We start from the raw sequence: 14,436 nt of genomic DNA, 5'->3' as shown, positions 1-14,436 counted from the left end.
CTAACCCTCACTTCTCCCACACAACCGTACGTACAATTAGATAGGATATTAGCAGCATTAAGGAGTAAGGACTCTCTTCCTGCAACCACTCTCTGAATACATCATCACCTATAATATCGGAACCATGCAACACCACCCATAGTGAAGCAGTTCACCCTTTTTCGAATAAGATCAACTATGCCAGTCAGACAATCTTTCTAACGCTCCAACTTGGGGCAGCAACCGAATCAATGCTCTCCATGCCAATGACTGAGAAAAACAATAATCGCGTTTAACGCCTCAGGCTTTTTCATATCCCCGCGTGGCAGGGTAAAGTCAGCACACGCTTCATATAAGGGATAACGCTGATCAGCCAGCGCTTGTAACTTGCTCAATGTATCTGCCATTGTTTGTTCACCAGCAAGCAAGGGGCGATTGCTATCACCATGAATGCGTCTGGCTAAAAAGCGGGGGCTGGCTTTCAACCAGATGACTGGTGGATGCAATTTTAACAGCTGGCGGTTCTCTTCCGACATTACCACACCACCACCGGTAGCTATCACCGCAGACTTACCCAGTACTTCACGCAGACAGGCTGTTTCTAACTGCCTGAAGAAAGGTTCACCCTCTTGCGCAAAGATTTCCGGAATGGAACGCCCATCTTTTTCAACGATATAATGATCCAAGTCTATCAATTCCAACTTGAGGTGTTTGGCCAAACGGCGGCCAATACTGCTTTTCCCTGACCCCATCAGGCCAACCAATACGGGATTAATTTGAGCTTTCTGCTCTGTTAAATCATGCATAGCTATCCCCCACGCGGCCATCATACAGATTCAAGAGGGGACTGCATGCGGATTTATTCATCCATGCCATATCGTGCCGGCCCATATCATACGGGTGGAGTCGCTGCCCTTTTCTGGCTATGCTTCGCTCCGATTTTATGATGAGGCAACCCTATGGATATTGATGTAAAAAAAGTGGCCATGCTTTCCCGCATTCGCCTGACTGATGATGAGGCGGCTGAACTCGGCCCCCAACTGGCCAATATTATTGGTTATGTTGAACAACTGAGCAAGGTGGATACCGATGGTATTGAACCAACGGCCCACCCCCATGATGCCGCTATGCCGTTACGCGCTAACATCGTAACCAACGGCAACCGTCGTGATGAACTACAAGCGTCATCCCCTAAAATTGAATCTGGCCTCTATGTTGTGCCGAAGGTGATCGAATAATGCCATTCTCTTCTTTATCTGATATTCAAAGCCGTTTAAACAACGGAGAAACCACAGCGGTTGAAATTGCGCAGCTTTATCTTGATCGCATCGCAGCCTTCAATAGTACACTCAACGCATTTGTACATCTTGATGCAGATCATGTCCTTGCTCAAGCAGCCGCTTCCGATGCCTATCGCAAAGAACATGGCGCACGTGCGCTGGAAGGCTTGCCGATTGCAGTAAAAGATATTTTCTGCACCCAGGATGGGCCTACGCGCTGCTGCTCAAATATACTTGAAGGCTTTGAAGCCCCCTATGACGCCCATGTCATCACCAAGCTGAAAGAAGCCGGTGCTGTACTGGTGGGTAAAACCAACATGGATGAATTTGCTATGGGTTCATCCAATGAAACATCTGCTTTTGGTCCATGCCGCAACCCTTGGGACACCGATCGTATCCCCGGTGGTTCATCTGGTGGCTCTGCCGCTTCCGTTGCAGCAGCTCTCACACCTGCAGCCCTTGGCACCGATACTGGCGGATCCATTCGTCAGCCCGCCGCTCTCACAGGCATTACCGGCCTTAAACCAACCTATGGTCGTGTATCTCGTCGTGGCATTATCGCCTTTGCTTCTTCGCTTGATCAGGCTGGCCCAATGGCAGGCAATGTTAAAGACTGCGCCATGATCACCGCCGCCATCTCCGGCCATGATGCTGGCGATGCTACATCCGTATCCGATGCTCCGGCCATTGACTGGCTCGCAGCATGTGAAACACAGGACATGAAAGGCCTGAAAATTGGTAAACCAAAAGAGTATTTTGTTGATGGTATGGATGCAGCAGTGCGTCAATCTGTCGAAGCCGCATTGCAAAAGTGTGAAGAACTCGGTGCTGAAATCATCGATATCAGCCTACCAAACACCGAACATGCTATAGCCGCCTATTATGTTATTGCACCATCTGAAGCTTCTGCCAATCTATCCCGCTATGACAGTGTGCGTTTCGGCCATCGCTGTGATAACCCGGAAGATTTACTGGATATGTACACACGTTCCCGCGATGAAGGTTTTGGTTCCGAAGTAAAACGCCGCATCTTGACCGGTGCATTTACACTCTCGTCCGGTTATTATGATGCCTATTATCTCAAAGCCCAAAAAGTGCGCACCCTCATTCAACAGGATTTCATTCAGGCCTTTGAGCAGGTTGATGTGATTGCCACCCCGACATCCCCTATTCCAGCCTTCAAACTCGGTGAAAAAACAGATGATCCATTAACCATGTACCTCTCAGATATCTTCACTATTGCAGTCAACCTGGCAGGGCTTCCCGGCCTGTCGCAACCATGTGGTTTCGCCAGCAATTTACCTGTTGGTCTGCAGTGGATCGGCCCCGCATGGCGTGAAGACACTGTGCTTGCTGCTGCTGCCGCTTATGAAGGGGCAACAGACTGGAGTAACCAACATCCTGCTGAGTTTAATATCAATGGAGGTGAATCATGAGTTGGGAAACCGTTATCGGACTCGAAGTTCACTGCCAGGTTAATACTGACACCAAAGCCTTCTGTGGTTGTTCCACCGTTTTTGGCGCTGAGCCTAATACGCAGACTTGTCCTGTTTGTCTTGGCATGCCCGGCCAGCTACCAGTGCTCAATACTGTTGCTGTTGATAAATCAATCCTGACAGGCCTGGCGATCAACGCCCACATCAATCTGGAATCCAAATTTGATCGTAAAAACTATTTCTACCCGGATCTACCCAAGGGTTATCAAATCACTCAGTTCACCGTGCCTATTGTGGAAGGTGGTTATATCGACATCCCTACCAAAGATGGTGGTGAGAAACGTCTTGGTGTGACACGCATTCACATGGAAGAAGATGCCGGAAAATCAATGCATGAGGGGCTTGATGCCGTCTCACATATCGATCTGAACCGATCTGGTGTACCATTAATGGAAATCGTTTCCGAACCGGACATGCGCTCTGCTGATGAAGCGATCGCCTATCTCAAACAGCTGCATCAACTGATTCGTTTTCTTGGTGTGTCTGGTGGTGATATGGAAAAAGGACAGTTCCGATGTGATGCCAATGTATCGGTGCGCCGTAAAGGTGAACCTTTTGGTACACGCACTGAGATGAAAAACATGAACTCCTTCCGCTTCATCAAACAAGCCATTGAATTCGAAGTCGTTCGACAAATTGAAATCATTGAAGATGGTGGCGAAGTGATACAGGAATCCCGTCTCTGGGACTCTGTAAAATCTGAGTCCCGTTCCATGCGCAGCAAAGAAGAAGCCCATGATTACCGCTACTTCCCAGAGCCAGACCTACCACCGCTGCGTGTTTCACAACAGGAAGTTGATGCTATCAAAGCAGGCATGCCAGAACTACCCGGCGAGCTGCGTAAACGCTTTGAAGCCGAATACGGCCTCTCCTCCTATGATGCCGATGTATTAAGCCAGACACGTGAAATATCCGTGTGGTATGAATCTCTGGTCGCAGCGCATCCGAGTGATCCGAAACGCTGTGCCAACTGGCTGGCCAATGAACTGCTTGGCCGCCTGAAGGAAGCTGGCAAAGATCTGGCTGATTCTCCCGTTTCAGCCAAACGTTTGGCTGGCCTGCTAGACCGTGTTGGAGACAACACAATTAATGGTAAAAGTGCCAAAGATATCCTCGATGATATGATGGAATCAGATGATGATGCCGACACCATTATTGAGGCCAAAGGACTGAAGCAGGTTAGTGATACCGGCGCTATTGATACAATCATTCTTGAAGTGATGGCTGCCAACCCGGATCAGGTAGCAGGTTACCGTGGCGGAAAAGACAAACTGATGGGCTTCTTTGTTGGTCAGGTCATGAAAGCATCACGCGGCAAAGCCAATCCGGGCATGGTCAATCAGCGTTTAGCAGAACTGCTCAAAGGTTGATACCTTCATGACAGCTAAACTGCGCACGGCTATTGGAGTCTGCGCAGTTGTATTGGCGCTGATCGTTCTATTGTGGGTGCGTCTGGATGCAGACGCACTCAATGCCCGCTTAAGTGAGCATATGAGCCATTATGGCAATGCAAGCATGCAGAGTGAAAAAACCGCAGTGACATTTATGCATGGCATAGGATTACGGCTGGATCAGGTAAAACTTGATCACCCGGACTTTCAGCTTCAAGCCAAACATATCAACATAAGCCTTCGACTACTGCCCCTGCTAATGGGACAAATAAAAGTCGATACACTTGATATGCACGATGCTCTCTTCAAACTTAAATCCAATGCTGTAGATTTAAGTGCAACATTCATCTCAAGGCTACCTGTTGAACGTATTCATCTTATTCGAAGCACTGTTGAGGCTCCTGATGGAACCCCTCTGCTCAGCAATCTACAATTAGAACTCAGAGGCCTCGGCACAGAGCATGAAACACTGTGGGAGTTCAATGCCCAGAAAGAAAAACAGGCTGTCAGTGGACATGGTCGCCTCCTGTTTCATCAGGGTTACATTGAGAGTGGCTTTGGCAAAATAAAGCTGGCCAATTTACCCGTAGCAAAACTGAGTGCCTTTGCCCCAGCCTCTTTGATGCACTGGATAGAAGGCGAAGGAAACAATCTATCCGGTTCGGTCACCATGGATATCAGTCAACATCAGACATGGGCCCTATTCGGTGAAATGATGCTCGAAAACGAGCCGAATAAGCTGGCCGTCAAACTGCGTGGTAAACTGAGTCATCTGAGTGATGGTAAACTGGAGTGGAAGGATAGCTTCATTCATCTGGATGGGCAGGCAGTCATTGCGATTGTCGGCTCCTGTGAACACAACAACTGCAGCACCACCCTGGATGCTAAAAATATTGAACTGATGCGCTGGCATCCATTTATCCCTAAGGGCGTCACCTTCCACCGTAACATTTCAGGCACAACCCAGTTGATGGCATCGCTAAAATGGAATGAAAAAACATGGCAAGGGCAGGCCGCTCTGGAGCTCAATGACGCCAGCTTTCAGTCTGATAACCAAACCATTGCGTTACCGCCATTACACCTGGATGTGTATGAGCTTTCCGGTAGCACAACGACATGGAATGCGAAATCGCATATTTCCTCATCCAACGTAACCGGCACCATCAATGTGTTAAGTGATCAAAAAGAAAACGGTGATAAAAACCTGGAACTTGAAACCCATGATAGTGACAGCGCGCTATGGCAACCGTTAAGTAATTTGTTGCTATCTTCTTTATGGCTGAAACCGGTATTGCAAGCAAGTGGCAGCATTCAAGGTTCTGTACACCTTCATCAGCATGAAAAAAAGAAAACGCTAGAGCTAAACATCGATGCGACACCAGCACATATCAACTATCAACCATGGGGAAATAAAGCAGTCAATGTAGTTGCACGTTGTCAGGTTGATATCACAATAACTGATCACACACCCTCTGCTATCAATATGAACCGTTGCCAGCTGGATGCATCGAATATTACGGGGTTAAACTGGTCACAAAAAAAAGAACAACATGCTCTGAGCATTGAGACATTAAAATTGGATTTTGACTCACTAAAAAAACAATCCATCGCCGTTCCAGCCAGCATGCAGGATATTACCGGCCAGCTTACAGGCAGTGGAAGCAGCCATTGGAAAGCGTCGCAGCACTGGACTGCCAATTTGCGTGGTAGCTTTCAACTTCAACATATCGGCACCCAGGATTGGCATAGCGATGGTGAAGTACAGATCGACAAGGGCACCTTCAGCTCCGAGCATCTGCTTGTTGATGGCATATTTGGCAAAGCAAGCTTGCAGGGCTCCTTCAACCAAACCAGCCAACGCGGCGATATTGATATCATCAGCGGCACACTGGATTGGAGTAGTCTGCCCCCCCTCTCTTCTCCGCTACTACAAATATCCCTGCGCGGAGAGATAAAACAGGCTGAATTAGCACTATTACATAATCAATGGCATAAGATACGCAGCACCTACAGCTTATCTCAAGGCACGCTGACCCTAAAGAAGCTTCAGAGTGCATTTGCTGCCGGCACACTCACAAGCAAGCAGGTTGTGTTCTTACCTACTCCTGATGGCTTACATATTCAGGGAGATATTCTGGGCCAGAACATTCAACTTGATCAGGTTCAGGGCTTAAGTGAGTGGATGCAAGCGGATATGAGCGGTTCCCTGCAGGCCAATATTATTTTAAAGGGGCTTATCACAAGCACCATTCCAGAGCGTAACTGGCAGCATACATGGCGACATAGCAATGGTGATATCTTGATCTATAGTGGCAATTGGAAACAACACAAAAAAGCAGAATCTCTGTCTGAACGTTTGGGCTTTAAGTCCCCTTCTTTAACACACGCTTATGCATACAAAAAACTGGAATTTCGCTTTCGTGTGTTTGAAAACAGAGCAGATATATCCGGCATCTCCTTGCTTAGTCATGGACATACATTCCAAGGCAAAGCCAGCATGAACTCAGATTCAGATTTGACCGGGACCATACAAAACAATACGGATCAAAGTCACTGGCTTCTGGATAGTCCGCTACCACAAATTTTGTGGAGACAAGAATAACGCCGGCCGATCAAACGCATGCTGACAGCCAACACATATGCATAAATAACATTCTTTTCACATTCCACTTGAGCATTCTTTTCGCTATGGCAGAATAAAGTCATGAAAAGACTATCTATTCGCGTCCAACAAATTAAACCCTCGGCCACACTGGCCATCACTGCCAAAGCAGCCGAAATGCGCGCTGCGGGAAAAAGTGTGATTTCACTCTCTGTCGGAGAGCCGGATTTTGAAACACCACAAGCAGCCCGTGAGGCAGGTATTGAGGCTATCAAAACAGGTTTCACCCGCTACACGGCAGTTGCCGGCATCCCTGAACTACGGAAAGCAGTCGCCGCGAAGTTCAAGCGTGACAATGATCTTGAATATAGCGCTGACGACATTCTGGTATCCTCAGGCGGCAAACAGTGTATTTATAACCTGCTGATGGCTGTTATGAACCCGGGTGAGCGCGCAATTATCCCTGCCCCTTACTGGGTCTCTTATCCGGATATGGTTAAGTTAGCGGAAGGCACACCTATCATAGTACAGACCACTGCGGCGAACGGTTTTAAAATCACGGCAGCACAACTGGATGAAGTATTGTGCCATCGTTGCAAAATCCTGTTCCTTAACTCCCCCTCAAACCCTACCGGCATGGCGTATTCTGCAGAAGAATTGAAGGCCATTGGCAATGTGGTGCGTAAACATCCGGAACTGATTGTTGCTACCGATGATATGTATGAAAAAATTCTCTTTGATGGAAAAGCCTTTGCCACCTTTGCACAGGTCAACCCTGACTTGAAAGACCAGACTGTAACCCTAAGCGGTGTATCCAAAGCCTATTGCATGACTGGCTGGCGCATTGGTTTTTGTGCCGGGCCAAGCTTAGTCATTAAAGCCATGTCCAAAATTCAGGGGCAAAGTACATCCAACCCGAATTCTATAGCACAGAAGGCAGCTCTGGCAGCTCTTGAGGGGCCAACCGATGAATTGGACAAGATGGTTGCCACCTACGAAACCCGCCGCACATGGTTGGTAGCAGCAATCAATGCTATTCCGGGCATGCATGCCATCACACCGGATGGTGCCTTTTATGTATTCCCATCCGTAGAAGCCTGGATTGGAAAAACCACACCATCCGGCATCACACTGACAGACGATGTGGTCATTTGTGAATGGCTACTCGAAGAAGCAGGTGTTGCACTGGTGCCCGGCACGGCCTTTGGTTCTGCCGGTCATGTCCGTTTCTCCTATGCCGTTAGCCAGGATACCCTGGAAGATGCGGTCAATCGCATCTCTGAAGCCGCCAACAGTTTAAACGGGTAAATTACGCGACAATCTCTAAATCGGGTTATCATTTTCAATAACCCGATCCAGAGATTATTCCATCTATCCTCTATCGCGTTTCAATCCTCTCTTCAAATCGATCTTAATCTGCTCTCGCGTAATGCTGGATTCGGTCACTTGAACGGTTCGCACTCCTGTTCAATCGTTCATTCGCATACACCTCTGCATGCCGATGCTCTCTTGAAGGCCTCATCATCCGGCTATGATGGTGATCAAATTTACCATGGTAGTGCGGATTCCGGTTTGTGCTGTAGCGGGCATATTGATACGTATGACTACGGCGTGTTTGTTCATATCTATGTTTGTGATCTCTTCTATGTTTCGCTTGGTAACGATGATTCCTGTACGAATTTCTATAATGATCACGCTGGTGATATTGATATGCAGGGTAAACAACGCGTTGTGGCCTGTGCACATGGCTTGGCGCGGTATGCACATTGGATAACAGAGCACCTGCAAACGCCCCGAACATAGCGCCCATCATGGCTCCTTCTGCTGTTTCATCGGTCTGTGACCCAATCAAAGCGCCTGCTGTTGCACCAACTGCCGCCCCGGTCAACATGCCTCGCTCTTGCGGCCCGGCAGCAGCCGTGAACGGCAGCGCTGCACATAACATTATCGAACAACCAAATAATATTTTCTTCATGATCATCTCCTTGTCTTTGAACATCGAAACATGATCAGTCTGCAAACATCAGCATGATTAAGACATGTGGACATTATCAACCTGACAGGGGAAATATCGCGCTGACATAGACGGCATGCCTCACCGCTAACATTTCTCTTGTGAGTGTATATCATTTCCATCCATGACGGATATTTTACAACTGCATCCACGAACTCAGCTGCAATGTTCACTTAAAGGCATCTATTTGAAACTGAATTTACATCAAATAGCAGCCCCATCAGAGCTATTTATGTATGCCAATTACATTAGCAGCGTCGATGGGCGTATTGCTTTACGTGATGCCGAATCTGGTGAGTACATGGTGCCCGACAGCATTGCCAATAAACGGGACTGGCGACTATATCAAGAGCTGGCAGCGCAAGCCGATGTCATGATCACCTCGGCTCGCTATTTTAGGCAATTAGCTATAGGTAAAGCACAAGATTTACTACCGGTGGGAACAGCGCCTGAATATACCGATCTGACTGAATGGCGTGCGCAACAAGGGCTAAACCCACAGCCAGATGTCGTGATCATCTCCAACTCGCTGGAGCTCCCTGCCCGGGCATTGGCGCAATTACATGATCGGCGCGTTATCGTTTGCACCAGTGAGCAAGCAGACGATAAAAAGGTTAATCAACTTAAAGCATCAGGCCTGACGGTTCTGATCGCCGGACATCAACAGGTTGAAGGTAAACAGCTCAAACAACAGCTCATTGAATTCGGTTACCGCAGTGCTTATATGATCGCAGGCCCAGCAGTACATCACACACTCATCAGTGAGCAGGTACTCGATCATCTGTTTTTAACCACACGCTTGAACCTGCTGGCAGGCGATGCATTTCACACCATCCTGAACGGCAACATGAGTGCTACCGAGCTTGAGCTGCTATCACTCTATCTGGACACGGATATATCCAGTCAGCAATTATTCGCTCAATACAGACTCAAGAGGTAAAAAGATGACAACGATGTACGGCATTCCGAATTGCGACACCATAAAAAAAGCACGCCGTTGGTTGGATGCAAACGATGTGGCATATCAATTCCATAATTATAAGAAAGATGGCATCACCCCTGAGGTACTGGAGCAATGGGTCGATCAACTTGGTTGGGAAGCGCTCCTCAATAAACGCGGCACAACCTGGCGCAAACTGCCTGATGCACTCAAACATGATATTGATCGGGATAAAGCCATCGCCTTGATGTGTGAACACACGTCCATGATCAAACGTCCCGTTTTGATTGATGGCAACCACATCGAAGCAGGCTTCTCCGACATGCGCTATCAAGCGCTGTTTGCATGAAACAACACCACCATCAACAGATTGAATTTGCAGGGCCTGCAGGGATATTGCAGGGCCTCTATCAACAAGGTGATGCCAACAAACCAGCCGTTGTTGTATGCCATCCACACCCACAATATGGCGGTACCATGCGCAATAAAGTGGTCTATTGGATCGCCAGAGCTTTTGAAGATGCAGGCTGTTCAGTATTGAGGTTCAACTTTCGCGGTGTAGAGCAATCCGAAGGCGAATGGGATGAAGGGCGTGGTGAAGCAGATGATGCCGCCGCAGCATTGGATTGGCTTTATGCGCAGCACCCCAGCACCCCCTTATGGATGGCAGGTTTCTCCTTTGGCTGTTATGCAGGACTTCAGGCCGCCAGAAAAGATCAAAGAGTATCGCGTCTGTTTGCCGTTGCTCCGGCGGTGAATCTCTGGTCATTTGCTTTCATGGCTGGAGAGCAGCGCCCCTTTACAGTCATTTCTGGAACGGCAGATGAAATCGTGCCTTTTGAGCAAGTCTGTTTGAATATAAAAGGACAGCCCAACATTGATTTTCACCGTATAGAAGGCGCAGGACACTTTTTCCCAGAACATAAGGATCAGATGATTTCAGCATTGATGAGCAAGGTGAACATCTAATACGCTTAACAACAAAACTTAATGATGGATTTAGCACACCATTGAAGCAGACCTACTTATTAACCAGCCTACTGATAAGCCGGTCAAGATCATCCGGATTAAAAGGCTTACTGATCAGAATAGTATTGTTCATCTTGCGTGTCTCTTCTGTCACCAAAGACTGATCATAACCGGTTGCATAAATCACTGGTAGGTCAGGCCTCAACAAACGCATTTTTTTGGATGCCGCCACCCCATCCATATTTGGCATAACAATATCGGTAATTAGAATATCCCACAGATCAGACTGCTCTTCAAAGGTGCGACAAGCTGCACGCCCATCGCAAGCGATGGTAACCTCATGGCCCATACATTCGAGCAGCTCTTTGGTGGATTCCAATACGCGTTCATCATCATCCACCAGTAAAATATTAATCCCCTCTGAAAAGGTTTTATCCGTATCCATTAAGGCTGCTTTCCGAGGCATAAGCGTGGGTAAAAACAGATGAAAACTACTGCCATGCCCGGGCTTGCTTGCAACATCAATAATACCGTGATGATGTCGAACACAGCCCAATACCATCGCCAAACCCAACCCACTACCCAGTTGTTTGGTCGAAAAGAACGGATCAAAAATACGATCAATCATATTTTCAGGTATGCCTTTACCATTATCACGAATCAATACATGGGCAAAGTTCCCATGCCTGAGCACAGGATATTTCTTCAACAGTTCCCCATGCGCACTACTATTAAACGGCGCCAGGGTAATTTCTATCTGGGGGGCTTCAACATCCTTACAGGCATCGACTGCATTTTGCACAATATTGAGTAAAGATAATTGCAGCTGATTTGCATCACCGCGAAAATGAACTGCTCCCCGCTCAAAGCTTGATATAAGTTTGATATTTTCCGGCACATTGTGCCGAGCCAGCTTCACAAACTCATTCATGAATGACGATAACGAAAACTCTTTGGCAAAATGCTCACCCTGCCGCGCAAATGTCAGCAGCTGTTTGACAATTTCTGCTGCATCCTGAGCAGAAGCCTGGATTTTTTTCATACGCTCGGCTGTTTTGGGCAGGTTCGATACTTCTCGCGAAGCCAGGTACACCTGACCAATCAAACCAGCCAGTAGATTATTGAAATCATGCGCAATGCCGCCAATAAGGGTAATTAAGGCCTCCTGCTTTTGGGTATCGCGCATTTTTTCTTCCAGAGAGATATACTGACTAATATCTTCTTGAATAATGATATGGTGTGTTAATGCCCCATCACCATCGATAATTGGGGCTATACTGATCGAAGCAGTAAAACTGCTACCATCCCGCCGAACAATGTTCTGCCTGCCGACCCATGCTTCTTCTGCTTTAATACTTAGCTTCAATTGCTGGTTAAGATGATCTTCACTCTTTTCAATCAGTGTATCAAAATAGCCAACAGTATTTATTTCATCACTATTCCACCCAGTTTGTTCTACAAAACTGTGGTTGGCATATTCAATCTGACCATAAATATCAGTGATAATCACGGCCTCTCCAGCCTGATCAATAGCAGCAGCCAGCTGCATATTTTTCTTTTCCAGTTTTTGCCGTTGATCAAGCTCATTCTTGAGTGACAGGGCCGATTGCTTATATTGTTCAATCAATCGTATTTGTTCTGTCTGATCTTGAATGCTGAACAGGGCGACCTGATAATCTTGTAACCAGGTCACAGTAACCTGTTGCATTCTGAATTCACCATTGGCCAGAGGACAAGGAATCACATGATGATGCTGTTGCGGAGAGAAAATAACCGGAGCGCCTCCGGTCAGGACTTGCTCTATGCATATTTTAAAGGCATCTGCATGCGTATTTGGAAATAGCTCATACAAGTTCTGTCCAAGCACTTGCTCTCTGGACAGATCACACCATTGCTCCATATTTTTATTCCAAAGAACAATGGTCGCATCGCGATCGATAGCCAGAATACCACTTTCAATATGATCAAGAAGTGGGAATTGGCCTGCTCGATTCTGGTCATCTGCTGTTTGACTACCTTTTATCACACCATCTGTCCCTCTCAATAGTTAGGCATGATATGCGTTGATCGTTCATCCAGCAAGAAACTGAAACAGGCATGAAAAACAGTTTAATGCACTGTTTTAACAAGCGCTCCTGCGCGAGGAAACTCTGCAACACCCATTCCGTTAAGTGCCGCCAGTTTTTCTGCTGTAAAACGACCAAGTATTTGATTGTGCATGCGTGCTAATTTAGCCCAGCTATCGCCACGTTTCCATATATGCAGTGTGATGCGTGGGATATCCCCTTCACGCTCTCCTGTATAAGATGAGAAACTCCGTGCGATACTGGAAAAGTCCGACAAATGGTTAACGTACTCACTACGAGGACTCCACATCAACATCACAAATGCCTGCTGCTGCCGCATGAAGATTCGGGCATCAATCTTAGCCTCACTTACATGCGGCGCAGACATCATAATTTCAGCATGCACAAAGGACATACCTGCCTGTTGGCCTGTTTGCACAATGCTGGTGTGTCGCCTTGGAAAAGCACTGTGCAAGAATTCAGTCGGCGTCTGCCGTTTCTGCAACTCTTTGAGCTGCAATTGAAAGAACACCTTCTGTTGGCGCAAACGCGCATTCAACGACGACGGCGTATTGGTGATCACCCACGGCTCAGGAAACGCAAGCTGAATACCAAGGTCGGGATGCAGGAATCGCCGGCCAACCACGGCCCCCTGTTCAGGACTATCACCATAGGGATATCCATCCACCGCAGCCAGCATAACATTACGATTATCCATAGAAAACGATGCATGCGTGGATTTCGCTCGCGTGACCGCCTCAATGATGCGCTGTTCTGTTTTCGGATGACTGGCAAAAGCACCGTGATATTCCTGCACTTTATCACCGGCATCTATTTTCTCTTTCGTATCAAGATCATGCAGACGTTTCAGTGTTTTAAGAATACCCACTGTAGCTTTGGGATCATAACCTGCCCGGGCAAGGTAGGTCACCGACAATTCATCCGACTGCAGCTCAGCATCTCGCCCGTAACCTTTAATCACTGCCGTGGCCAGCAGGTCAGACAGCATACCTGCAGCTTGAGGAATAGGTACAAAGACCGAGGCAATCATCGTTCCCATCTGATACGCCTGTGCTTTGGAATATTGTTTTACAGAATGGCGAGCGGTGACATGGCCGATCTCATGCCCGAGCACAGCAGCCAGTTCTGCTTCACTATTCATATGATTGATCAAACCGCGATGAATATAAATATAACCACCCGGCAACGCGAATGCATTAATCGTATCGTCATCGACCACATAGAAGCGATAAAAAAGCTCTGGTCGATCAGAAACCTTAGCCATTTTCTGGCCAACACGATCCACATAACGCGCCAGAGGATCTTTTACATCGAGCAACACCAGACTCTTATTCACTTCCGACGCAGCTTTTTGCCCTAGATCCAGCTCCTGTTTTTCAGTCATCATGACAAAATCGTTGTTGTTGGTGGCGGGATTGGTAGCGCAAGCCGAGAGTAAAAACAGCATTGCAGCACTAAAGAAGCGTAAATAGATCATGTTTCAATTATTACGCGTTCACCCGCGAATATCAATTTACACCCTATCATTACCAGAATAATCGCATTAAAACATCCTCTGTTTACAATCATGATTCAGCATTTTTTCACTGCAGAGGACACAGAGTTACGCAGAGTAAAGACAAAAAAATATTATCTGTTTTAAAACTTTCTAACCCATTCAACACTTTGCTCCTAAAGT

At 47.2% G+C, this 14,436-nt stretch carries 12 protein-coding genes; 8 read left to right on the top strand and 4 right to left on the bottom strand.

Annotation, left to right across the window (positions count from 1 at the left end; all coding sequences use genetic code 11):
* Positions 1-227: 227 nt before the first annotated feature.
* Positions 228-785, bottom strand: coding sequence for a shikimate kinase (locus tag D8Y20_RS12875; RefSeq protein WP_236075445.1), 558 nt, complete (start codon positions 783-785; stop codon positions 228-230).
* Between the two features lie 153 nt (positions 786-938).
* Here D8Y20_RS12875 and gatC point away from each other — a divergent pair, with 153 nt between their 5' ends.
* From gatC to D8Y20_RS12850, 5 genes are all read left to right on the top strand, one after another.
* Positions 939-1,217 (top strand): Asp-tRNA(Asn)/Glu-tRNA(Gln) amidotransferase subunit GatC, encoded by a 279-nt coding sequence (gene gatC / locus D8Y20_RS12870; RefSeq protein WP_121544121.1) that lies wholly within the window; start codon positions 939-941, stop codon positions 1,215-1,217.
* Positions 1,217-2,695, top strand: a complete 1,479-nt coding sequence (gatA, locus tag D8Y20_RS12865; RefSeq protein ID WP_121544120.1) for an Asp-tRNA(Asn)/Glu-tRNA(Gln) amidotransferase subunit GatA — start codon at positions 1,217-1,219, stop codon at positions 2,693-2,695. The genes gatC and gatA overlap by 1 nt, the downstream gene beginning before the upstream one ends.
* Complete coding sequence (gene gatB, locus D8Y20_RS12860) at positions 2,692-4,125, top strand: Asp-tRNA(Asn)/Glu-tRNA(Gln) amidotransferase subunit GatB (protein WP_121544119.1); 1,434 nt, start codon at positions 2,692-2,694, stop codon at positions 4,123-4,125. Before gatA ends, gatB begins: the two co-directional genes overlap by 4 nt.
* Before the next feature lie 7 nt (positions 4,126-4,132).
* Positions 4,133-6,748: a hypothetical protein gene (locus D8Y20_RS12855; protein ID WP_121544118.1), complete on the top strand. Its 2,616-nt coding sequence runs from the start codon at positions 4,133-4,135 to the stop codon at positions 6,746-6,748.
* 102 nt (positions 6,749-6,850) lie between these two features.
* On the top strand, positions 6,851-8,056 hold the full coding sequence (locus D8Y20_RS12850) for a pyridoxal phosphate-dependent aminotransferase (RefSeq protein WP_121544117.1): 1,206 nt from the start codon (positions 6,851-6,853) through the stop codon (positions 8,054-8,056).
* 103 nt (positions 8,057-8,159) lie between these two features.
* Here D8Y20_RS12850 and D8Y20_RS12845 read toward each other — a convergent pair whose 3' ends face one another.
* On the bottom strand, positions 8,160-8,723 hold the full coding sequence (locus D8Y20_RS12845) for a glycine zipper domain-containing protein (protein WP_161957646.1): 564 nt from the start codon (positions 8,721-8,723) through the stop codon (positions 8,160-8,162).
* A 163-nt stretch (positions 8,724-8,886) separates the two neighbouring features.
* Here D8Y20_RS12845 and D8Y20_RS12840 point away from each other — a divergent pair, with 163 nt between their 5' ends.
* The 3 genes from D8Y20_RS12840 to D8Y20_RS12830 are packed head-to-tail and all read left to right on the top strand — an operon-like array spanning position 8,887 to position 10,671.
* Complete coding sequence (locus D8Y20_RS12840) at positions 8,887-9,702, top strand: dihydrofolate reductase family protein (RefSeq protein ID WP_121544115.1); 816 nt, start codon at positions 8,887-8,889, stop codon at positions 9,700-9,702.
* Positions 9,703-9,706: 4 nt separating this feature from the next.
* On the top strand, positions 9,707-10,051 hold the full coding sequence (locus D8Y20_RS12835; RefSeq protein ID WP_121544114.1) for an ArsC family reductase: 345 nt from the start codon (positions 9,707-9,709) through the stop codon (positions 10,049-10,051).
* The gene (locus tag D8Y20_RS12830; RefSeq protein WP_121544113.1) at positions 10,048-10,671 is read left to right on the top strand and encodes an alpha/beta hydrolase; all 624 of its coding nucleotides are present in this window, start codon (positions 10,048-10,050) and stop codon (positions 10,669-10,671) included. Before D8Y20_RS12835 ends, D8Y20_RS12830 begins: the two co-directional genes overlap by 4 nt.
* Before the next feature lie 52 nt (positions 10,672-10,723).
* Here D8Y20_RS12830 and D8Y20_RS12825 read toward each other — a convergent pair whose 3' ends face one another.
* Both D8Y20_RS12825 and D8Y20_RS12820 read right to left on the bottom strand, forming a co-directional pair.
* The gene (locus D8Y20_RS12825; RefSeq protein WP_236075444.1) at positions 10,724-12,715 is read right to left on the bottom strand and encodes a PAS domain-containing sensor histidine kinase; all 1,992 of its coding nucleotides are present in this window, start codon (positions 12,713-12,715) and stop codon (positions 10,724-10,726) included.
* A 65-nt stretch (positions 12,716-12,780) separates the two neighbouring features.
* On the bottom strand, positions 12,781-14,235 hold the full coding sequence (locus tag D8Y20_RS12820; RefSeq protein WP_236075443.1) for a M48 family metalloprotease: 1,455 nt from the start codon (positions 14,233-14,235) through the stop codon (positions 12,781-12,783).
* Positions 14,236-14,436: the final 201 nt, after the last annotated feature.

It is taken from the genome of Mariprofundus sp. EBB-1 (assembly GCF_003665155.1).
In the GTDB taxonomy this organism is placed as follows: domain Bacteria; phylum Pseudomonadota; class Zetaproteobacteria; order Mariprofundales; family Mariprofundaceae; genus Mariprofundus.
Note: the sequence above shows the minus strand (reverse complement) of the source record. Positions and strands in the feature narration are given on the sequence as shown.